This window comes from Ochrobactrum sp. BTU2 (assembly GCF_024539785.1).
Taxonomy (GTDB): Bacteria; Pseudomonadota; Alphaproteobacteria; order Rhizobiales; family Rhizobiaceae; genus Brucella; species Brucella anthropi.
This window is the reverse complement of record NZ_JAHWRG010000002.1, coordinates 261,693-283,319: the sequence shown is the minus strand read 5'-3', so window position 1 is coordinate 283,319 and position 21,627 is coordinate 261,693. Positions and strand designations below refer to the sequence as shown.

Genomic DNA, 21,627 nt, shown 5'->3' with positions numbered 1-21,627 from the left:
TGCATATTCTTGTTGCGACAGCGCATCAGCGGGAAAATTCATTCCGGATGGCATTTTCTGCCTGTTCAGGCACTGTAAATCGCAAAAACCGGCGGGACATGTCTATGTCCCGCGTCTGCTGCACTTTTCGAGATATGAAATCAGTCAGCGTCCGCAGCGAGCGACTTCACGAGATCGATGATCTTGCGGCGCACTTTCGGATCTGAAATTTTCGTGAAGGCGCGGGTCAGCTGAACACCTTCGTTGGAATTCAGGAAATCGACCACATAGGTTGCTTCATTGTCTTCCGCAAAACCGGCCTGGTTCGAGGAACCTGGTGCGTCTTCAAAAAAGAAGGAAACCGGGACATTGAGAATTGCCGAGATCGCCTGAAGGCGGCTTGCACCGACGCGGTTGGTGCCTTTCTCGTATTTCTGGATCTGCTGAAACGTAATTCCAAGGCTTTCGCCAAGTTTTTCCTGACTGAGGCCCAGCATGTTACGGCGAAGACGGATGCGGCTGCCGACATGCACGTCAATTGGGTTGGGCTTCTTTTTATTCTCAATCATACAACTGTCACTCCTCGCAGCTGCGAGCTTCCATTCATGCTCTGTTCATCTGAACAGCGATAACAATAAGTTTTGGGAGGTAGTCTGACGATTTTCCGCAAAAACCGTCGCCGCCGCGCCATAACATCGTAACAATATTAGTCTGTCAATGAAAACGCCTGCCGATTGGCAGTCGGAAAGCCATGCTCAACACGAGTAAGGTTAACAGCGCTACCAGAGATTGTCGTGAGCCATGTGGCGTGCCCCAAAATGGTGCACGAGATGACGGTAGGTAAGCGTCAACGACCCCGACAGCGTCATGCGCAAGGCCGTCGGTGATTCGACCATAAGCATCAACGACAGCTGAAAGACCATTGTTGGCTGCACGGATGAGGGGGAGCCCTTGCTCCACCGCGCGAACCTGTGCCTGGCGAAAATGCTGGTACGGACCCGGCGTATCGCCATACCATGCGTCGTTTGTCACATTGATGATGGCGCTGGCTCTTTGGCCCGTATATCCAAGCTCATCCGGAAAAATGGCCTCGTAACAGATCAGCGGCAGAAAGGTCTGACCGTCTTTGACGTTCAGCGCCCGACGCGACGCACCGGCGGTAAATCCGCCCGGCATCTCCACCACTTCCTGAAGTCCAAGCCTGCGCAAAAAACTCTCATAAGGCAGGTATTCGCCAAAGGGGACGAGGTGCACCTTGTCGGCGGCATCGACAATCACACCACGATCATCAATCGTATAAATTGAATTATAATAGCGCGGCTCGCCGCCCCCTGATGCCTTCTCTTCACGAACGGCACCGGTGAGCAGCATCTGCCCGTCCTTCAGAACCTCGCCGATGCGGGACAGAGCCTCGGGCGTCGAGGTGAGAATATAGGGAACAGCCGTTTCCGGCCAAATGACCACATCGGGTTTCGGCTTGCCTTCCGCTGGCGCTTCGCCCGTCAGCGACACCAGCTTGTCGAAGATAGACCGGCGCTCCGCATTATCCCACTTCATGGTCTGGGCGATGGACGGTTGTACGATGCGAACCGCGAGCGCTCCTTTTTCTTCACCGATCGCCGGCGCTTTTGAAAGCGTCCAGGCACCGAACCCGACATGCACTGCTACCACCAACAGGGCGAGAACAATGCCCGTCTTGGCAAACCGCCCACCAATCAGCAGAGCCGGTGCGGCAAAGACAAAGACGGCCAATGCGCTCATCCCGATCAGACCGAGCACGGCAACCGATTGCATCAGCAGCGGCGTCGGCATGATGGCATAGCCGATCGCATTCCACGGAAAACCGGTGAACAGGAAAAGACGCAGCCATTCCGCCAGCGCAAAGCCAAACGCTAGCGCGAAGATACGCCCCAAGCCGTCCGACCAGAAGATGCGCGCAACCATGGCTGCAAACGCATAGAATAGAGCCAGAAATGCAGGGAGGCCTAGAACCGCCAGCGGCAAGGCCCAGGCAAACTGGTCTGCATCAACCAGCAGCGCCGTTCCAATCCACCACAGTCCGGAAACGAAATAGCCAAACCCAAACCACCAGCCAACCATGGCCGCTGGCAACAGACGGCGAACCGGCCCGGCATTCGCTTTCGCAATGGCCCCGTCAATCAACCAGACCAAAATGGGGAAAGAAACGAAACCCGCCACAAAACCATCGAAGGGCGGCTGGGTCAGCGTGGCGAAGGCACCGCTCAGGAAAGCGGCCAACGCTCGACGCCAGCCGCTCGAAAGAATGATTTTCCCCGCCAGCCTTTCGATCATCAGGCCTCTTTAGGAGCGTCGGTTGTGGCTTCAGCCTCTATAGGCTGGTCACCCGGCTTGGCGGATACGACAGCACGCTGCTGGCGACGGCGATCAGCTGCGGAAAGCGGCACAATACGCACTTTCTTCACCCGGCGAGGATCGACTTCCAGCACATGGAATTCATAGCCCGGAATAGCCTGCACCACTTCACCGCGAACCGGAATACGCCCCAGGACCGAGAAGATGAGGCCGCCGACCGTGTCGACATCCTCGCCATGTTCGCCGACTTCGAAGGATGGGCCGATTTTCGCGGCCAGCTCTTCCAGATCGGCGCGCGCATCGACAACGAACACGCCATCGGCTTCTTCGGCGATCATGATTTCTTCGTCGTCATGCTCGTCTTCGATATCACCGACAACCATTTCGACAATGTCTTCCAGTGAAACCAGACCGTCGGTACCGCCATATTCATCAATGACCAGCGCCATCTGGATATGGGTCGCCTGCATGCGCGCCATCAATCCGCTTGCCATCATGGATGGCGGCACAAACAGAACCTTGCGCATGAGATTGAGTTCACCGATCGTCTTGGTGAGATCGATCCGGCCCATGTCGAATTTGGCGGCCTTGTCTTCGGCCGTCGCCTTGCTGCGCGCGCTGCTACGGCGCGTGGTCTTCTGGCGGGCCTGCTTGGTAATGTAATTGAGAACATCACGGATATGGATCATGCCGCGCGGATCGTCCAGCGTCTCGGCATAGACCGGCATACGCGAATGGCCGGATTTTTCGAAAAGCTCCAGCACTTCCCAGAGCGGTGTGGAAATTTCCACTGCCTCGACATCGGCGCGCGGAATCATCACGTCTTCGACGCGAATCTCGCGCAGGCGAAGGATGTTATGCAGCATCGCCTTTTCTTCAGGCGAGAATGCTGAATCCTGTTCGCTTGCCGTGCTGGAAAGGGCATCGGCCAGATCTTCGCGCAGAGAAGATGATTGGCGCGAGCGCATGAACGGGAAAATATTAGACAAGAGGGAACGCTTCTCGGCCACTACGGGCCGCTGCGTACTTTGCCCTTCGGCGTCTTGAGTCTCGCTGCGATTTTCGCCAGCGGACGGGGGGTGCGATGTTTGATCAGCCATGGTCAATCGTTGTTAAGGTCTTATTCGGATACAGCATAAGGGTCGGGGATGGCAAGAGCATGAAGGATTTCACGCTCGCGCCCCTCCATAACCTCCGCTTCCGCATCGGTTTCGTGATCGTAACCCAAAAGGTGCAAAAAGCCATGCACGACGAGGTGAGCGAGATGGTTTTCGAGCGGCTTGCCCTCTTCACGGGCCTCACGCTCGACAGTTTCGCGCGCGATGATGATGTCGCCCAGCATCGGGCCCGGCTGCGCCCCGGCCTTGACCGGAAACGCAGGAAACGACAGCACATTGGTCGGCTTGTCCTTGCCGCGCCATTCTGCATTCAGGGTCTGGATCGAGGCATCGTCGGTGAAGACAACACTCAGCTCGCTTGCCGCGCTTTTCAGGCCAAGATTGGCCCAGGCGGCCTCGACCGACTTTCTGACGAGCCCTTCAAGGGCGGTTTCATCCGGCCAGTTGCCAGCTTCAACCATGATATCGATATGGATCGCGTTATTTGACACGTTCTGCGGCGGCTCTCCGTGCTGGCTAGCCGCATCATCCTTTCAGTTACAAGAAAGCTGTCTGCCAAGAGCGGTTCCCACTTTTGGGGACACACTCGAAAAGGCAGACAGCTTTTCTTAAATCGTGATTCCAATAGGCAATTGCAAGATCATTCCGAACGCGCGTGCTGTTTGCCGTCGCGGTCGTAAGCTCCGACGATTGCCGCCACCAGCGGATGACGAACAACGTCTTTCTCCGTAAAGCGCACCTTGATGACGCCCTCGACATCGTCCAGCACGCGAAGCGCTTCAACGAGACCTGATTTCTGGCCCGGCGGAAGATCGATCTGACTCGGATCACCATTGACCATCATGCGCGACCCCTCGCCCAAGCGGGTCAGGAACATCTTCATCTGCATGGACGTCGTGTTCTGTGCTTCATCGAGAATGACCGCGGAATGTGCCAGCGTGCGCCCGCGCATGAAGGCAAGCGGCGCGATTTCGATCACACCCGCCGTAATGGCACGCTCAACCTTTTCGGCAGGCATCATGTCGTAAAGCGCATCGTAAAGCGGGCGCAAATAGGGATCGACCTTTTCCTTCATGTCACCCGGCAGGAAGCCCAGTCGTTCGCCGGCCTCGACAGCCGGACGCGACAGGATGATGCGCTCCACCAGGCCGCGTTCCAGCAGCATCGCCGCATGGGCGACGGCAAGATAGGTCTTGCCGGTACCTGCGGGGCCGACGCCGAACACCAGCTCCGACCGGTCGAGCGCACGCATATAGGCATCCTGCGTCGGCGTGCGGGCAAAGATGGTCTTTTTGCGCGTGGAAATCTGGGCAGCAGAGAGCTTGCCCTTGTTTTCCATAGTCGGCAGCGTCAGCTGGTCGTCCGCAGCGATTGCCATGCGCAAGGCGCCGTCGACATCCGACGTCGTCAGCTCATGACCTTTCTGCAGCGTTTCATAAAGATGATCGAGTGCACGCCGCGCCTGCTCGGTTGCGGTCGGCTCCCCCCGGATCGAAAGCTGGTTTCCCTTGGAGCGGACATCCACGCCAAGCTTCTGTTCGATACGGGCCAGATTTTCATCGAACTGACCGTAAAGCGCGATGGCAAGACGGTTATTGTCGAAGGTGAGCACGATGTGGGCCATATCCGAGGCCCCGGTCGTCGGGCTTTTTTGCGTTTGATTGGTTGGCTTGGCAGACTTCAGCTTTTCCGTAGCGCTCAACCGTATCTCCTTAAAGCACAATCCTGAAAAGTTGCGACTTTTCAGACCAGATTATGCGTGAACGCAAACCGTTCACGCATTGCAATCGAAGTCTCGACAGGATTACCGGCAAGCGACTCAATACGCCGAAATTTTCTGCCTCGACATCATCATGCCTTCAGGCCAGTTTTTGCGCAATAAGGCTATTGGTCCCTGTGGATGTGATTTTCACATGAATGATGTCGCCGACCCGGTCATTGCTGTCATCGATGATGACAGGCAGGAGCCATGGCGAACGGCCCACCATCTGGCCTGCGACACGACCCGGCTTTTCAAGCAGCACATCCATCTCGCGACCGATCATGGAATCCTGAAATGCATATTGCTGTTCGGACAGGAGAGCCTGAAGGCGCTGAAGGCGCTCATCCTTGACCGCTTCCTCGACATGATCGTCGAGGTCGGCACCCGGCGTGCCGGGGCGAGGCGAATATTTGAACGAATAGGCCTGCGCGTAATTGACGTCGCGCACCAGCCGCATCGTGTCTTCGAAGTCCTGATCGGTTTCACCGGGGAAGCCGACGATAAAATCGCCCGACAGGGCCAGATCCGGCCTCACTTCGCGGATGCGTTCGATCAGACGCACATATTCATCCGCCTTGTGACGGCGGTTCATCGCCTTGAGAATGCGGTCAGAACCGGATTGTACCGGCAGATGCAGATAGGGCATCAGCTGGCGCAGATCACGGTGGGCGGCAATCAGGCTGTCGTCCATGTCGCGCGGATGGCTGGTCGTATAACGAAGCCGGGCAATGCCCGGAATGCGCGCCAGGCGAAACAGGAGTTCGCCCAAGCCCCATTCGCGACCATCATCACCAGCGCCGTGCCAGGCATTGACGTTCTGGCCAAGCAGGGTGAGTTCACGCACGCCGCTGTCGGCAAGGCGCTCGGCCTCTGCCACGATCTGCTTCACGCTGCGCGAAACTTCCGAGCCGCGTGTATAGGGAACCACGCAGAAGGTACAGAACTTGTCGCAGCCTTCCTGCACAGTGAGGAAGGCAGAAACACCGCGCTTGCGGGTTTCCTCGCGCTTGGGAGACGGCAGGTGTTCGAATTTATCTTCGAGAGCGTATTCGGTCTCAACAACCTTTTCGCCGCTGCGGACCCGCGCAAGCGCATTGGGCAGGCGATGATAGGTCTGCGGACCGATGACGAGATCGACATTCGGCGCCCGGCGCAGGATTTCCTGCCCTTCGGCCTGCGCCACGCAGCCCGCAACACCGATGGTCAGTTCCTTGCCATTCGCTTCACGCGCATCCTTCATCTTGCGCAGACGGCCAAGCGCGGAATAGAGCTTTTCCGACGCTTTTTCGCGAATGTGGCACGTATTGAGCAGAACCAGATCGGCATCGTCCGGCGTATCGGTCGCAACATAACCTTCCGCTGCAAGGCTGTCGGCCATGCGCTGGCTATCGTAGACGTTCATCTGGCAGCCATAGGTTTTTACGAAAACCTTACGCACATTGGGGCGCTCTGCCGTGGGCTCGAGATCGGTAATATTGTCGCTCATGCGCGGCTATCTACAGCTTTTGTGACCATTTTGAAAGGTGACATTCTGAACAACTGGCTGAACAACTGGCTGAACGCCCGATGGAGCAGTTGTCACTCTTCGGGAATCTCGCGCCCCAGCAACGCACTTTGCAAGAGCGAGCGCACACGGTTTTCCATTGTGCGAGCCAGCGCCTTGCGGTCTGTCTTGGCCGTTACGACGACCGGCTCGCCAAAACGCACTTCAACGTCGATAGCGCCTTCATGCAAGATACCTTTCAGGTGCGGCATCAGCTCGACGTCGCCCGGCCATGATGCGATCGGGCGGAAATAACGGCCCATGGCCATGCCATGCACGCCCGTATAGGCAATGGCAACCGGCTGAACCACGACTTCGGGTACATTGGCTTCCTTGATCGCGGCATGCGCGGCACCAAAAAGCGCTGTCTTGAACGGCAGGACGCGATTACCATCCGAGGTCGTGCCTTCCGCAAACAGCACCATAGCGTCGTCGGTTACCAGACGCCTTGCGATTTCGGATGTCTGTTCACCCGTTTTGCCCCGCCGTTCCCGCTCCACGAAAACAGTGCGCTGCAAAACGGCGAACATACCGAAAACAGGCCACTTCCTGACTTCCGACTTGGCGATGAAGGAGACCTGACCGACCGTCGACAGAACAATAATATCGCTCCACGAAGTATGGTTGGCGACGAGTAACAAAGGTCGGCCCTCGTGCATCTGGCCGACGGTCTTGATGCGAAAACCGAACAGGCGTGCAGCAATACGATGGAAAAAGGTCGGCAGACGCCGCTTCCAGTTGTTCTTCAGCTTAAGCAACAGATACTGAACTGGAATAAGCGACAGGCTCAATGCGACCATTGCCGCGACGACGAGAAAGATGCGGATTGCTCCGATCATCGTAGCCCTGCCGGAGTACGACTCAGGTCGCGACGCAATATCAGTGCAGCCGAACGCCCATTGGCGGTTTCATAATAAGCAGGTCTGTCGCCAACCTTTTGGAAGCCGAGACGGCGATAAAGCGTCTGGGCGGCAATATTCGCCTCATCCACCTCCAGAAAAAGCGTTTCAGCGCGCTCCTGATAGAGATGGCGCAACACGGCATCCATCAGCGCGCGCCCGACGCCCTGGCGTTGCACATCACGCGCGACGGCGATCGTCAGGATTTCCGCCTCACCTGCCACCAGACGAGCCAGCACGAAACCACAGGCATCGTTCGGTTTGCCTTTCGCACGGGCAACAAAACCGAAAACCGTATCCTGTGCGATCAGCGATCTGAAATCGTCGGAACTCCAGCCGTGATGGAAAGCGACTGCATGAATACGCTGAATCGCATGACTATCCTGTGCGCCAAGCGGCTCCACCGAGATTTGTCTGCGACCGAAACGCCCAAACGGCAAGCCCATCATCGGCTATTCTCCGGTAGCCTTGCGCGGCAGTGCAAACCCGACCTGCGGCTTCGCATCAGGCCCACGCATGTAAAGCGGCTTCGGCGCATCGCCCGGCTGGCGCAAGCTTGCCAGACGCGCATAGATGCCGATTTTCGCGGTTGGCTCTATCGGGCCCAACTCGAAACGGCCACCAAGCACGTCATTGATCGCAGCGGCTGCAGAACCTGCAAGAACAGTATTTTCCGCTTGAGAAACAGCAAGAGCCTCCGCTTCCTCTCGCGACAGAACCAGCGGCTTCGCGCCCGGCAACCCTTTTGCATCGAATGATTGCGCATAAATCTCGCCACGATGCGCGTCGAGGAGAACCAGAATTGGCTTTTCCGGGGACAGTATCTGTGTTTCCGCAGCCAACGCTTCGAACGCCGTTATGCCGATGGCAGGAACGTCGAGCGCCAATGCAAAGCCACGTGCTGCCGAGACACCGATACGAACGCCGGTAAACGATCCCGGTCCGATATTGACCGCTACCCGATCCATATCGCGGAGCGACAGTTTCGCCTCAGTCACAGCACGTTCGATATAGTCCATCAATACTTCCGCATGTCCCTTGCCGATGTTTTCGCTCACATCGGCAAGCACGACATCGCCGTCGGCATTGTAGACGGCAACGGAACACCACGAAGCGGCAGTATCAAGCGCAAGTATCTTCATGCGCAACCGGGTAAATCAGATTTTACCTCGCGACAAGCCAAGTCTTGTCCAAAGGCTGGATCAGTTTCGTTTTTTAGCCCTTCTCGCGGAACAAAACTTGGCGATATACGTTTGAAAACCGGGTGCGGCAACGTTTTTGCTTTGTCCTGACGGCGACAAGGCCCATTCAGCAATCGAGCCTTACAATGATCTGGCGGGTTCATTTGCGTTTGGAACACCCACCCGTGACCATAAGCGACATCTCCCAGCCGCTCCAAGCCGGATCGAACAACAGGATATGAGGATAAAATGTCCAAGAAGTCGATGCATGCAACCCGCAACGATCTTCCTTCCAATACGAAGACGACAATGATCGCGCTGCTCAACGAAAATCTAGCCGCGACAATCGATCTTGCCCTCATCACCAAGCAGGCACACTGGAACCTCAAGGGACCGCAGTTCATCGCCGTTCATGAAATGCTCGATGGCTTCCGCGCCGATCTCGATGAACATGTCGACACGATTGCGGAGCGTGCCGTGCAGATCGGCGGAACGGCCTATGGCACCACGCAGGTCGTGGCCAAGGAAAGCAAGCTCAAGCCTTATCCAACCGACATCTATGCCGTTCACGATCATCTGCTTGCACTGATCGAGCGTTATGGCGACGTTGCCAATCTTGTGCGCAAGTCGATCAAGGATGCAGATGATGCAGGTGACGACGATACGGCGGATATTTTTACCGCCGCTTCCCGTGGTCTCGACAAGGCATTGTGGTTCCTTGAGGCCCACGTTCAGGAAAAGAACTGACCTCACAGATGCAATGAAAAGGCCGGGAATTCCCGGCCTTTTCTATTCGCGATAATCAGTTGGCCCATTCGCCGCTGCGCATCACTGGCTCTCGGGTTCCATCCGCATTGATGCCATCGACGTCGATCTGGCCGGAGCCAATCATCCAGTCGATATGGATGAGACTCGAATTGCCACCCTGCGCCTTAATCTGTTCCGGTGTCAGTTTTGCGCCGTCGATAAAGCACTTGGAATAGCACTGGCCAAGCGCGATGTGGCTTGCGGCATTTTCATCGAACAACGTGTTGTAGAACAAAAGCCCGCTCTGCGAGATCGGCGAGGAATGCGGCACCAGTGCCACCTCACCCAGATGACGGGCACCTTCATCCGTATCCAGCACCTTGTTGAGCACTTCTTCACCGCGGCTTGCCTTCGCCTCGACAATTCGTCCACCTTCAAAACGAACCGCGATATCCTCGATCAATGTGCCCTGATGCGACAGAGGCTTGGTGCTCGTCACATAGCCCTCGACCCGTAGTGCATGAGGTGTGGTGAACACTTCTTCCGTCGGAATGTTCGGATTGCAGGTAATCCCATTCTTCGCCGTAGACGCGCCGCCGTGCCATTCATGACCGTCGGCAAGTCCGACCGTCAGATCGGTGTTCGGACCTTTGAAATGCAGGGCGCTATAAGCCTTGCCGTTCAGGAAGCGGGTGCGGGTGCGAAGCGCTGCATTGTGTGCCGCCCATGCGCCGACCGGATCGTCGACATCGACGCGCGAAGCCGCGAAGATCGCATCGGCCAGCTTGCGGGTCGCGATGTCCGCCGGTTCGTTCGGAAACATAAGCTTCGCCCATGCCGGATTGGGATAGGAGACAATGTTCCAGTTGATATCGAAACCGGCAATCTTTTCGAGAGCCGGCTGATAAGCTTTCGAGTTGGCCCGGTTGGCGCGTGAAACCTTGGCCGGGTCCTGGCTGGAGAGGAGCATCGGATTATCAGCTGCAATGGCCAAACGGGCAGCGCCATTCGAATAGGCCTTCGCCATTCCCTGATAGAGCCAGCTTGCCGCACGATCGAAACTCGCGTCGGATGCGTTCTCGTAACGCGCAAGCGCCAATTCGTCATCCGCGAAGAATGGCGTTACCAGTCCGGCTCCAGCCTTGTAAGCATGCTTGGCGATAAGGCGAACCAGCGGCAAGGCCACGACCGGTGCGGTAATGACGAGATCCTGCCCCTCGCGCAATTGCAGACCAACGCGAACGGCGACTTCCGCGAGACGTTCGAGTTTCACCGGATCGATGACTGGGTTCAGCTGTTCATGAGCCATGGGTGGAAGACCTTTTTGGATATGGAATCACCGACAGTTTATCAGACGGCATAATTTCACCACCTTTTTTCCTGCCTTTGCAGTATAGTAATTCTGCAGTCAGTTGCAGGAGAAAGCAGACAGTAATGAATAAGAAAATGCTTATTTTGCTGGGCGTTATCGGCCTTCTGGCGGGCTGCGTGACCATGACACCTGAACAACGTCGTGCGGCCGACGAACAGACCTGCCGCAGCTATGGCTTCAAGGCCAAAACTGACGCTTTCGCCAACTGTCTCATGCGACTGGACCTCGATCGCAGAGCTGACCGGCGTGCCTGGCAGAATCAGGTCGATTTCTACGACACTCCGATGGTGATCTATCGCCCGATCTATCGCTGAAACTTTCGCCGAAAAGCGACGACAATCAGCCAGAAAAATCAAAACGCCGGTAAGGTAGAACCAGACCGGCGTTGCAGATTATCTGATTGTAAAATCGCCTCTTATAGCGGTGCTTCTGGACGGTCCTGGGACAGAAGAAGCGCGCCAATGGCGTCAGCCTGCTTCTGGCTTGCCGGAGCATAGCCAAGCGATGTCGGCTGCGGGGCTGTCGTATCGAATTGCGGCTGGTAGGAAGCCACCTGCATATGCTGTTCCTGCTGAGGTGCAGCCACACCGCGATGGCGTGCCAGTCGTTCGCCACGGGCCTGCGGACCAGCACCAGTGCTCTGTTCCACACTTTGAGCCTTTGCCGCTTCCGCGAGTGCCACCTGAACGGTCGGTTCCGTTCCCGGAACTGGACCGGTCTGCGGCAGGGTCACGTCATAAGACGGATCCTGCGGAACGGAAGGCGATTGCGGCGAATAGGCCATAGCCAGATTGTATGGCTCCTGCGGAACCGGATTTTGCAGCGAACCGTCGCGATTGCGCTTCTCGTAGAAGGAATTTCCACCGGCTACGAGCACGTAATGCATATTGTTGTAAGGGAACTTCAGACCCGCCGTGTGGAAGAACATGGCGTTCTTGAGCTTCGGATGACGCTCACCCTTCAGAACCGCGTCGGCAGCGGCCTGAACATCAGGCAGCGCCTTGGAATTCATCTGGCGGGTAAGCACACCGGGCGCAAACTGGTTCTTCTGACCGACGACACCGCAAATCGTATCCGGATAACGTCCCGACGCGAGACGGTTCATGACGACCGTACCAACAGCCAGAAGACCGTCGGAACTCGAACGATTGGATTCGAAGAACATCGCACGTTCAAGGCAATTCTTGTCCCGTGCGGTGTAGGTGTAGGTCTTCACGCCATTGACGGATTTGACGTGGCTTGCCGCCGTCTTTTCCGAATTGGCTTTTCCCGAGGTTCCGGTTGTCGTGCAACCGGTCACCACGAAAGGCGCAATCACCAGCCCGATAAGAGCGGGCAATTTCCACTTCGCGGCGCGCGTCAATGGCTCAGTCTCATGTTAGGACCCTTAACTGATCCAGTCATCCATTCAGGCGAACACATCTGGAACGATGTGCGCGAACGTCTGACTGCGGTGCAAGTCAAAGAGGACGAAGATCAAAATCACACGTCCTACAGTCGCTCAATCGAATTCAAGGTTTTGGAATTTTTAGGCCAAAAAAAGGCGGCGGGTCAAATCCCAACAATGCTGGAGACCGCTGAAAAGTCCTAAAACAATTCCGAATCGAGATTGCGAATGTGCCTACAAGCCCTTTAAATATATTAATAATTCCTTAACGAGAATTAGCGATTCAGGTAAGATATTGATTTAACGAGATTCAAAGTCTCGCAATACACGCCATATCGCTGCCTTAATTCGCTTTTGCTTGTACTTTTTTTGCATACACATTCGTGGTGTTTCAAATCTTCTGCAGAATTTCTGCTTCCAGGCCGGTTCCATTGCTCTTTGTCAACTTTGACAACAGATTTGTAACATCGCGTGAGATCATACTTTTGAGACCCGTTTCGGGTTGTTGCAATGCGAATCGGGCGAGCACGATCCGCACCTTGCAAAGCTGGGTCTTAAACAAAAAACGACCCGCCACGGATACCGTGGTGGGTCGGACAAGTTCAGTTCCTGACGCCGAGATGACCGCAGCGGTCACCCGAAAGAATAACCCGCACCCCGAACGGTGCGGATCGGATCGAGCGCACGACCGACATTGATCGCCTTGCGCAGCCGTCCGACATGGACGTCCACCGTGCGGTCGTCGACATAGATGTCCGGTCCCCAAACGCCATCCAGAAGCTGGCTACGTGAGAAGACACGACCGGGCGACATCATGAAATATTCGAGCAGGCGGAATTCCGTTGGTCCGAGACGAACTTCCTTTTCCTTGCGATAGACACGATGCTGTTGGCGGTCGAGAACCAGGTCGCCCACTTTCAGCACGTGCGAAAGAATGCTCGGATTCGACCGGCGCAACATCGCCTTGACGCGCGCCAGCAGTTCCGGCGTCGAAAATGGCTTCACGACATAGTCGTCCGCACCGACGCTCAGGCCGCGAACACGTTCGCTTTCCTCGCCACGTGCCGTCAGCATGATGATGGGCAGGCGTTCGGTTTCCGGCCATTGGCGCAAGCGACGGCAAAGCTCAATGCCCGATACGCCCGGCAACATCCAGTCCAGAATGAGCAGATCCGGTACGTTCTCGCGCAAGGCGATCTCGGCTTCGTCGCCGCGCAGCATTGTATCGACCTGGTAGCCCTCTGCCTCAAGATTATAGCGAAGAAGAACGCTCAGCGCCTCTTCGTCTTCTACCACAGCGATTTTGGGTGCCTGTGACATCCAGTATTTCCCTATCCAAATTCGGCGGGCGGTGGATACAATCCCCCCAATCGACCGCGTGCCGCCGCGCTATTCACTCATTCTCAACCGCCAGACCGTGGTCCGGTCGGCTGCAGTTCAGGGTTTACGCGCCTCATCCACGACAATACCGTGGCTCAGGTCTTCCTTGGGTCGTTCGGCCGGCATTTGCAGGCCGGTCACGATGTAGTAGACGGTCTCCGCAATATTGGTCGCGTGATCGCCGATACGCTCGATATTCTTTGCGCAGAACAGAAGATGCGTGCAGGCGGAAATATTGCGCGGGTCTTCCATCATGTAGGTCAGCAGCTCGCGGAACAGTGACGTGTACATGGCATCAATCTCGTCGTCGCGGTCGCGAACGACATTGATCTGCTGCACCGAGCGCGACGCATAGGCGTCGAGAACATCCTTGAGCTGGGTCAGCGCCAGCTCGGCGAGTGTTTCGAGCCCGCGATAAAGCTTTACCGGCTGGCGTGATTCCGAAACGGCGGCAACGCGCTTGGCAATGTTCTTGCCCAGATCGCCCACGCGTTCCAGATCGGCAGAAATGCGGATCGAGCCAATGATCTCGCGCAGGTCCACAGCCATGGGCTGACGCTTGGCGATAATCATCACAGCCTTGTCGTCAATCTCGCGCTCGCTGGCATCGAGAATGAGATCGTCGGAGATGACGCGCTGTGCGAGCGCATTGTCCGCATTGACGATAGCGGCGACCGACTGCTCGACCATACGTTCCGCATGTCCGCCCATTTCGGCGATCTTATGGGAGAGAAACTTCAATTCCTCGTCGTAGGAGCGAACGGTATGCTGAGACGGCATAGTAGACCTCGTAATATAAATTGCGGGGAAGCCGCACTGTCTATCTGTTGAAGCGCAGTTCCGGATCAGCCGAAGCGTCCGGTAATGTAGTCCTGCGTGCGCTTTTCGGTCGGCGCGGTGAACATGGTTTCCGTGTCACCCACTTCGACCAGATTGCCGAGGTGGAACATGGCGGTGCGCTGCGAAACACGCGCGGCCTGCTGCATGGAGTGCGTGACGATCACGATCGTATAGTTCTGGCGCAGTTCGTCGATCAGCTCTTCCACCTTCGCGGTCGCAATCGGGTCGAGCGCCGAGCACGGTTCGTCCATGAGAATGACTTCCGGGCTCACCGCAATCGCGCGTGCGATGCAAAGACGTTGCTGCTGGCCGCCCGAAAGACCGGTGCCCGCATCGTGCAGACGATCCTTCACTTCCTCGAACAAGCTCGCCTTCTGCAAGCTCGTCACGACGATTTCTTCAAGATCGGCCTTGGTGCGGGCGAGACCGTGAATGCGTGGGCCGTAGGCGACATTTTCATAAATCGACTTCGGAAACGGATTCGGCTTCTGGAACACCATGCCGACGCGGGCGCGCAGTTCGACGACATCGATCTTCGGATCGTAGATGTCTTCATTGTCGAGCGTGATCTTGCCACCGACCTTACAGCCTTCGATCGTATCGTTCATGCGGTTAAGCGAACGCAGGAAGGTAGACTTGCCGCAACCCGAAGGGCCGATCAGCGCCGTGACCATCTTTTCCTGGATTTCCAGATCGACGTCAAACAGCGCCTGCTTCTCGCCATAAAATACGCAAACCTTGTCGCCGCGCATCTTTATGGAATTGGCGTTGGCGTTCATCTTTTCTCCTACGGCTTTCTCGAGAGATCGTTCAGTCATCAGGTTCATAGCTTTCGACTCCCGTTTACCAGCGGCGCTCGAAGCGGCGGCGCAGAATGATTGCTGCAATATTCATCACGGCAAGGAACAGAAGCAGGACGATGATAGCGCCTGACGTGCGTTCCACAAAGGCGCGTTCTGCTTCATTCGCCCACATGTAGATTTGTACAGGCAATGCCGTCGCTGGATCCATTGGCGTGGACGGCACGTCGGCGACGAAAGCCACCATGCCGATGAGAAGAAGCGGTGCGGTTTCACCAAGCGCATGGGCAAGGCCGATGATCGTTCCCGTCAGGATGCCGGGTGCGGCAAGCGGCAGGACGTGGTGGAACACCATCTGTGTTTTCGATGCACCAAGACCGAGGGCCGCAGCGCGGATCGACGGCGGCACCGCGCGAAGGGCGGCGCGGGTCGCGATGATGATGGTGGGAAGCGTCATCAGCGTCAGCACCAGACCACCGACCAGTGACGCCGAACGCGGCAGGCCGAAGAAATTGATGAAGACAGCAAGCCCGAGCAGACCGAACACGATGGACGGAACCGCTGCCAGGTTGTTGATGTTCACCTCGATCATGTCGGTGAAACGGTTCTTCTTGGCGAACTCTTCCAGATAGATTGAAGCGGCGACGCCGATAGGCAGCGACAGACCGAGAACGATCAGCATCATGTAGAGCGAACCGACAAGCGCGACGCCGAGACCGGAGGTTTCCGGACGGCTGGAGGCACCGAAGGTGAAGAGACCTGTATTGAAGGCCTCCTTCATGACGCCTTCTTCCGAAAGCATCTTCATCCAGCCCACCTGACGGTCAGAAACCTTACGGCTCGTCTCCGGCACGGAAAGGTCAATCTGACCTTTGAAGGCAGAATCGATGTCGGCGCCGGCCAGAACAGGAACGGTCTGCGTCGTGCCGATGAGCGATGGATTGTCCATCACCATCTTGCGCAGCTGAATGCGCACGCCGTCGGAATAGAAGCGGCCCAGATCACGCATTGCCGGACGGTCTGTCGCAGCAACACCCAGTTTTTCGGCCAATGCATTGCGCACCAGCAGCGGATAATTGGCCGTGATCAGCACATTCGGATCGGTCGCGCGCTTGTTGCCCGGGTCAATCACCTTTTCTTCAAGCTTGACCGGCAGATAAAGCGTCGTCTGCCAGAAGGCTGTATAGCCCTTGGAAAACACCGAGAAGAGAAGCGCGCACAGAAAGAACACGCCGATGGCGATCGCAGCAATACCGTAATAGCGGAAGCGACGTTCGGCAGCGTAGCGGCGTTTCAGTCCGATATCGCGGCGCGTCGGCTGTGCCGTGGCGTCGCTGGCGTTGAAGGTCGTATCGGTCATTATTCGTACTGCTCCCGGTACTTGCGCACGATATGCAGCGCAAAGATGTTCATGATCAGCGTCAGGACGAAAAGCGTGATGCCGAGTGCAAAGGCCACCAGCGTTTGCGGCGAGTTGAACTCAAGGTCGCCGGTGAGCTGGTTGACGATTTTCACCGTGATGGTGGTCATCGCCTCGAAAGGATTGATGTTGATGCGTGCCGCAACACCGGCGGCAAGAACCACGATCATGGTTTCGCCGATGGCGCGGGATGCGGTCATCAGAAGCGCGCCGACAATTCCGGGCAAAGCGGCAGGAAGGACAACACGTTTGACGGTTTCGGAGCGGGTTGCACCAAGACCAAGCGAACCGTCGCGCAATGTCCGCGGCACGGCTGTGATGATGTCATCGGAGAGCGAGGACACGAAGGGGATCAGCATCACGCCCATGACGAGACCAGCGGTCAGAACGCTCTGCGCCATGATGAAGCCCTGACCGCCTGCAATGGCAATCGAGAGATCGCGCAGGAAGGGCCCGACTGTCACAAGGGCGAAGAAACCGTAAACGATGCTGGGAATACCGGCCAGAAGCTCAAGGACCGGCTTGACGATCGTGCGCACTCGGGGCGACGCATATTCTGCCATGTAGATGGCCGAAAACAAGCCGACTGGAACAGCGAACAGCATGGCCACAAGGGCGATGTAAAGTGTACCAGCCAGAAGCGGAATGAGACCGAACTGGCCTGTCTCACCACCCGAGCCAGCGGCGGCAAAGCGCGGGTCCCATACAGTGCCGAAGAAGAACTCCCACGGCGAGACTGACTGGAAGAAACTGATCGTCTGGAACAACATCGAGCAGATGATGCCGACGGTCGTCAGAATGGCGATACCGGATGCGGCGATCAGCCCCCAGAGAACGATACGCTCGACATTATTGCGTGCACGCATGCGGCGGCTGATCGTGGAAAGGCCGAAGATCAGACCTGCGATGGCGATCACCAAGGAAACAGCCGAACCGATGGTGTGTGTCAGCGCCGTTGCCTTTTTCAGGTAAAGCGCGATAGGCACCATGTAATCCTGGCCTTCAGTCGCGAGCGCCACGCCCTTGGATGCAAGAACGGCGCGAGCATCCTGATAGTTTGCCGGGAAGCTTTCCAGTTCGGCAGGCGTCAGCCGGTCAAGCCCGTTGGCCAGACCACGCACCATGCCAAGCTGTAGGCTGCGATTGGTGAAGGAGCCGTCCTCGATAGCATCCGGCAGACGGGCGGTCGCGCTGTGATCGAGATAGACCGACGTTCCAACGGCCCATACAGCGAGAAACAGAATCGCAGGCAATGCAGAAACGAGGAAAACCCACCAGCCATGATAATGCGGGCGGGAATGCATTTTCTCGGTCGGCGAGGCTTTTGCGGAAGCAGACTGCGCCTTGTCCAGTGCAACGGCACGCTGGCGGCCTATGAAGAATCCGATCAGCCCGATTGCAACGATACTGACGAGAACCAGAAAGAAGGACATTCAATTTCCCCGGTTGCCCTGATGAATGCGGACGGTTTTGAGGTGCAGCTTCCACCCATACCGTTCCACGCGGATGCGCCTGTCATAGTGCAAAGGCGCGAAAGGAGAAGAACGCGGAGATTCGTCATCCCCGCGTTCCACAGATTAAAACTTACTTCGCAGCCAGCGTCTTGCCTTCGGTGAAGGCGGCGCGCTGTGCTTCACGTTCTGCGTCCGGAGCCGGAACCAGACCATATTCGGCGAGCGGGCCGTCAGGACCGATCATCTGGTCATTCAGGAAGAACTCAACATATTCCTTCAGACCCGGGATAACGCCGAGGTGAGCCTTCTTCACGTAGAAGAACAGCGGACGCGACACCGGATATTCGCCCGAAGCGACGGTTTCAGCCGAAGGGGTGATGTCGTTGACGGTCGCAACCTTCAGCTTGTCAGCGTTGTTTTCGAAGAAGTAGAGGCCGAATACACCAACGCCGGTCTTGTTGGAGTCGATGCGGGCGAGCGTTTCGGCATAATCGCCGTCGATGTCGACAGCTTTGCCGTCCTTGCGCACTGCGATACAGGCGGAAGCGGCAGCCTTGTCGTCAAGACCGGTCTTCTTGATTTCGTCCAGAGCGCCGGAGTGCTTGCAGCCGTCGGCGAGAACCTTTTCTTCAAACACTTCGCGGGTGCCGTGCTTTTCGCCTGGGATATAGGCAGCAATGTCCCAGTCCGGAAGGTTCGGGTTGACCTGATTCCACTTGGTGTTCGGATTGTCGACCAGCTTGCCGTCGACGACGAGCTTGGCTGCGAGAGCCTTGTAGACATCTTCCGGCTTCAGCTTCCAATCCGGACCCTTGGCGTCGGTCGCGAAGACGATGCCGTCATAGCCGAAGCGCACTTCCTGAACATCCTTGACGCCAGCGTCGATGCACGACTTCAGTTCCGAGTCCTTCATGGCGCGCGATGCATTGGCGATATCGATGGTGTTTTCACCGACGCCTTTGCAGAATTCCTTGATGCCTGCGCCCGAGCCGCCCGATTCAACAACCGGCGTCTTGAAGTTCGGGAAGGTTTCACCGAAGGTCTCGGCGACGATCTTCGCATAAGGCAGAACGGTCGAGGAACCGGCAACCTGAATCTGATCGCGCGCCTGAGCGGCGGAAACCGACATAACGGCAGCGATGGCAAGCGCTGCGGTCGAGGAAATCATCTTGTTCATGAGCTGCGGCTCCTGTTGTAAAAGACATATGACGATGTGGCGTCGTTAGCCCTCTACGCGCTCTATATTACATTCATATGACACTATTGTTACAGGTTTGTATCAGAGCCGCTTGCCAGTGATTTTGTGGGGTTTTGCCGTGCCTTGAACCGGCAAATATTTCGGGCTTTAAAAATGCGGCAAACGCGCACCGAGATCTTCAATCCCCGAAACATCGACATTGGCGAAGGCAAAGCGCAGAAACGCTTCCTGTCCTTCACCGAAGAACCGGCCCGGCAAGGTGATGATGCCGAGTGACTTCGCAAGGCGCTCGGCCACCTCGACCGATGAGGCATCCGGATAAGGATGACGCACAAAAGCGAAATAGGCGCCAATTGCTTCCACATGCCAGCCTTCGATATTGGCCATGACCGACCGCAATGCAGAGGCACGCCTTGCAATCTCGCCGCGATTATCGTCACGCCAGCCGGTCAACGGCTCGATGGCGCGTGCGACCGCGATCTGTGGCGCGCGGCTTGCGCATATCTGCAGATTGTCCATGACTTTTGCAACGCTCTCGACCATCGCCTTGTCCGCGACAATCGCACCAAGCCGGTGCCCCGGAATGCAGAACGATTTTGAGAAGCTGTAAAGCTGGATCAGATGCGACGACCAGTCCGCCTCGTCAAAAAGCCGATGCGGCGGTTCATTGGCATCGGCCATAAAATCGCGATAGGTCTCGTCCAGAATGAGCCATGTTCCATTGTCACGGCAGAGAGCATAGATTTCCGATAACAGTCCCGCCGGATAAATCGCCCCGGTTGGGTTGTTCGGGGAAACAAGCGCCAGCGCCGCAATACCCGGACGAAGCACAGCCCGGACATCTTCCGCGCTTGGGATGAAACCATTCTGGGCGTGGCAGGGCACCGAACCTGAAGCGATGCCGAGCATTTCCAGCGATGAACGATGGTTGAAATAGAACGGATCGGTGGTCAGCACCCTATCGCCACTTTGCGCCACACACATGATGGCAGCGATAAAGGCCTGATTGCAGCCGGATGTAATATGGACGTTGGAGGCGTCGATCTGCGCGCGATAGAGCTGTCCGACATGCGCAGCATAGGCTTCGCGCAGAACCTTTTCGCCCTCAATCGGACCGTAACCGGCAGAGGCGACCGATCCGGCTGCCTCGCCGAGAAAGTGCAGCATGTCTGGATGCGGAGGATAGCCGGGAACAGCTTGCGACAAATCAATCAGAGCACCACGCGACCCGTCATAATCCCGCGCCCAGGCCTGTACCGCTGGAATGGGCGGCGCGGAAAGGCGATTAATCAGCGGATTGACGGCAGGCAAGGACATTGGCGGCTCCCATGGTGGTTTCGGCCACTCTTATCGCGATCGCTGGTGTGGTTGAAGCCATTATTCGCTCGGACGCGAAAGCACGTAAACAGCCGAGCCGAGCATGAAAACAGTTACCGATGTTGCCAGCAGCCAGCCGGGTTTCACGCCCCACCAGAACAGGCCATAACCGACCGTCATACCAAGACAGGCATAGAGCTTTGCACGTGGCGGAATGGCTCCACGCTCACGCCATTTTATGACCAGAGGACCAAAACGCTGATCGGCAAGCAGGCGAGCCTCAAGCTTCGGCGATGATCGTGCAAAGAACCACGCGGCAAAAATGATGAAGATCGTTGTCGGCATGACCGGCAGGAAAGCACCAATGATACCAAGTGCCAGCATAAGGAAGCCGAGGCAAAGATAGAGTATCCGCTTACCCGCCGAAATTGCTGGCGAAGCGGTCTCGATCCTGTCTTTTTCCGGGTGGTCCTGCATGGCGTTCCATCGTCTGATCTGGACGCTTATAACAGGATTCTGGCGCTTTCGTGCAGGTTCACAGCGGTCAAAGAAATGTCATCCCACTGCCTTTCAGCCCCTGTGGATAACTTTTTGAGACCGATAAGGAATTGTGAAACACAGTCATAAATTGCAGTTTTGCCCCCGAAATGCCTTATTTCCTTAACTTCGCCACTCAGGATGAAAACTTGTTCTACAAATAAAAATTGCAACGCAATCGCACCGAACCTCCGTCCGGGTAAGCAGTTCTTCTTGCAATCAATGCGCGAAAACAAGGTGCAGCGAAGGCTGCCGCAGATTCCTAACGAATCGTAAACGGTATTACAGCAACCAAACAGAATCTTTCCTAATATTCCTTAGTTATGTTTATCTGATTAAATAAACAACGTTTAGTATAG

At 56.5% G+C, this 21,627-nt stretch carries 21 protein-coding genes; 2 read left to right on the top strand and 19 right to left on the bottom strand.

The features are described 5' to 3' along the window. Nucleotides 1-140 precede the first annotated feature (140 nt). The 9 genes from KWJ32_RS06050 to tsaB form a co-directional block, all read right to left on the bottom strand. Nucleotides 141-548, bottom strand: a complete 408-nt coding sequence (locus KWJ32_RS06050) for a helix-turn-helix domain-containing protein (RefSeq protein WP_010657769.1) — start codon at nucleotides 546-548, stop codon at nucleotides 141-143. 145 nt (nucleotides 549-693) lie between these two features. Then, nucleotides 694-2,292: an apolipoprotein N-acyltransferase gene (gene lnt / locus KWJ32_RS06045; protein ID WP_012090997.1), complete on the bottom strand. Its 1,599-nt coding sequence runs from the start codon at nucleotides 2,290-2,292 to the stop codon at nucleotides 694-696. Beyond that, nucleotides 2,292-3,413: a hemolysin family protein gene (locus tag KWJ32_RS06040; protein WP_012090998.1), complete on the bottom strand. Its 1,122-nt coding sequence runs from the start codon at nucleotides 3,411-3,413 to the stop codon at nucleotides 2,292-2,294. The genes lnt and KWJ32_RS06040 overlap by 1 nt, the downstream gene beginning before the upstream one ends. A 20-nt stretch (nucleotides 3,414-3,433) precedes the next feature. Next, on the bottom strand, nucleotides 3,434-3,922 hold the full coding sequence (ybeY, locus tag KWJ32_RS06035) for an rRNA maturation RNase YbeY (RefSeq protein WP_012090999.1): 489 nt from the start codon (nucleotides 3,920-3,922) through the stop codon (nucleotides 3,434-3,436). Nucleotides 3,923-4,071: 149 nt separating this feature from the next. Further along, a complete protein-coding gene (locus KWJ32_RS06030; RefSeq protein WP_012091000.1) occupies nucleotides 4,072-5,133 on the bottom strand; it encodes a PhoH family protein in 1,062 nt (353 codons plus the stop codon). 157 nt (nucleotides 5,134-5,290) lie between these two features. Then, nucleotides 5,291-6,679, bottom strand: a complete 1,389-nt coding sequence (miaB, locus tag KWJ32_RS06025; RefSeq protein WP_012091001.1) for a tRNA (N6-isopentenyl adenosine(37)-C2)-methylthiotransferase MiaB — start codon at nucleotides 6,677-6,679, stop codon at nucleotides 5,291-5,293. 92 nt (nucleotides 6,680-6,771) lie between these two features. Beyond that, nucleotides 6,772-7,575, bottom strand: a complete 804-nt coding sequence (locus KWJ32_RS06020; protein WP_012091002.1) for a 1-acyl-sn-glycerol-3-phosphate acyltransferase — start codon at nucleotides 7,573-7,575, stop codon at nucleotides 6,772-6,774. Further along, entirely contained in the window at nucleotides 7,572-8,084 is a 513-nt protein-coding gene (gene rimI / locus KWJ32_RS06015; protein WP_012091003.1) for a ribosomal protein S18-alanine N-acetyltransferase, read from the bottom strand. The genes KWJ32_RS06020 and rimI overlap by 4 nt, the downstream gene beginning before the upstream one ends. A 3-nt stretch (nucleotides 8,085-8,087) precedes the next feature. Beyond that, nucleotides 8,088-8,777: a tRNA (adenosine(37)-N6)-threonylcarbamoyltransferase complex dimerization subunit type 1 TsaB gene (gene tsaB / locus KWJ32_RS06010; protein ID WP_012091004.1), complete on the bottom strand. Its 690-nt coding sequence runs from the start codon at nucleotides 8,775-8,777 to the stop codon at nucleotides 8,088-8,090. Nucleotides 8,778-9,065: 288 nt separating this feature from the next. Here tsaB and dps point away from each other — a divergent pair, with 288 nt between their 5' ends. Beyond that, nucleotides 9,066-9,563, top strand: a complete 498-nt coding sequence (gene dps, locus KWJ32_RS06005; protein WP_012091005.1) for a DNA starvation/stationary phase protection protein Dps — start codon at nucleotides 9,066-9,068, stop codon at nucleotides 9,561-9,563. A 55-nt stretch (nucleotides 9,564-9,618) separates the two neighbouring features. On the opposite strand, the gene KWJ32_RS06000 is transcribed toward dps, so the two are convergent. After that, nucleotides 9,619-10,872, bottom strand: a complete 1,254-nt coding sequence (locus tag KWJ32_RS06000; protein WP_012091006.1) for an aminopeptidase — start codon at nucleotides 10,870-10,872, stop codon at nucleotides 9,619-9,621. A gap of 125 nt (nucleotides 10,873-10,997) precedes the next feature. Between KWJ32_RS06000 and KWJ32_RS05995 the strand changes: the two genes are divergently transcribed. Continuing rightward, a complete protein-coding gene (locus tag KWJ32_RS05995) occupies nucleotides 10,998-11,249 on the top strand; it encodes a hypothetical protein (RefSeq protein ID WP_040129057.1) in 252 nt (83 codons plus the stop codon). A gap of 101 nt (nucleotides 11,250-11,350) precedes the next feature. On the opposite strand, the gene KWJ32_RS05990 is transcribed toward KWJ32_RS05995, so the two are convergent. From KWJ32_RS05990 to KWJ32_RS05950, 9 genes are all read right to left on the bottom strand, one after another. Then, nucleotides 11,351-12,298, bottom strand: a complete 948-nt coding sequence (locus KWJ32_RS05990) for a cell wall hydrolase (RefSeq protein ID WP_010657757.1) — start codon at nucleotides 12,296-12,298, stop codon at nucleotides 11,351-11,353. 657 nt (nucleotides 12,299-12,955) lie between these two features. Beyond that, entirely contained in the window at nucleotides 12,956-13,642 is a 687-nt protein-coding gene (phoB, locus tag KWJ32_RS05985) for a phosphate regulon transcriptional regulator PhoB (RefSeq protein ID WP_006468130.1), read from the bottom strand. A 117-nt stretch (nucleotides 13,643-13,759) separates the two neighbouring features. Next, nucleotides 13,760-14,482, bottom strand: a complete 723-nt coding sequence (gene phoU, locus KWJ32_RS05980) for a phosphate signaling complex protein PhoU (RefSeq protein ID WP_010657755.1) — start codon at nucleotides 14,480-14,482, stop codon at nucleotides 13,760-13,762. Nucleotides 14,483-14,547: 65 nt separating this feature from the next. Beyond that, the gene (pstB, locus tag KWJ32_RS05975) at nucleotides 14,548-15,321 is read right to left on the bottom strand and encodes a phosphate ABC transporter ATP-binding protein PstB (RefSeq protein WP_010657754.1); all 774 of its coding nucleotides are present in this window, start codon (nucleotides 15,319-15,321) and stop codon (nucleotides 14,548-14,550) included. Nucleotides 15,322-15,385: 64 nt separating this feature from the next. After that, nucleotides 15,386-16,702: a phosphate ABC transporter permease PstA gene (gene pstA / locus KWJ32_RS05970; protein ID WP_012091009.1), complete on the bottom strand. Its 1,317-nt coding sequence runs from the start codon at nucleotides 16,700-16,702 to the stop codon at nucleotides 15,386-15,388. Continuing rightward, nucleotides 16,702-18,195, bottom strand: coding sequence for a phosphate ABC transporter permease subunit PstC (pstC, locus tag KWJ32_RS05965; protein WP_010657752.1), 1,494 nt, complete (start codon nucleotides 18,193-18,195; stop codon nucleotides 16,702-16,704). Before pstC ends, pstA begins: the two co-directional genes overlap by 1 nt. Before the next feature lie 151 nt (nucleotides 18,196-18,346). Next, nucleotides 18,347-19,393: a substrate-binding domain-containing protein gene (locus KWJ32_RS05960; RefSeq protein ID WP_012091010.1), complete on the bottom strand. Its 1,047-nt coding sequence runs from the start codon at nucleotides 19,391-19,393 to the stop codon at nucleotides 18,347-18,349. Nucleotides 19,394-19,561: 168 nt separating this feature from the next. Next, nucleotides 19,562-20,725, bottom strand: coding sequence for an aminotransferase (locus tag KWJ32_RS05955; protein ID WP_040130031.1), 1,164 nt, complete (start codon nucleotides 20,723-20,725; stop codon nucleotides 19,562-19,564). A 66-nt stretch (nucleotides 20,726-20,791) separates the two neighbouring features. Next, complete coding sequence (locus KWJ32_RS05950) at nucleotides 20,792-21,208, bottom strand: YbaN family protein (protein WP_012091012.1); 417 nt, start codon at nucleotides 21,206-21,208, stop codon at nucleotides 20,792-20,794. Between the last annotated feature and the right edge of the window lie 419 nt (nucleotides 21,209-21,627).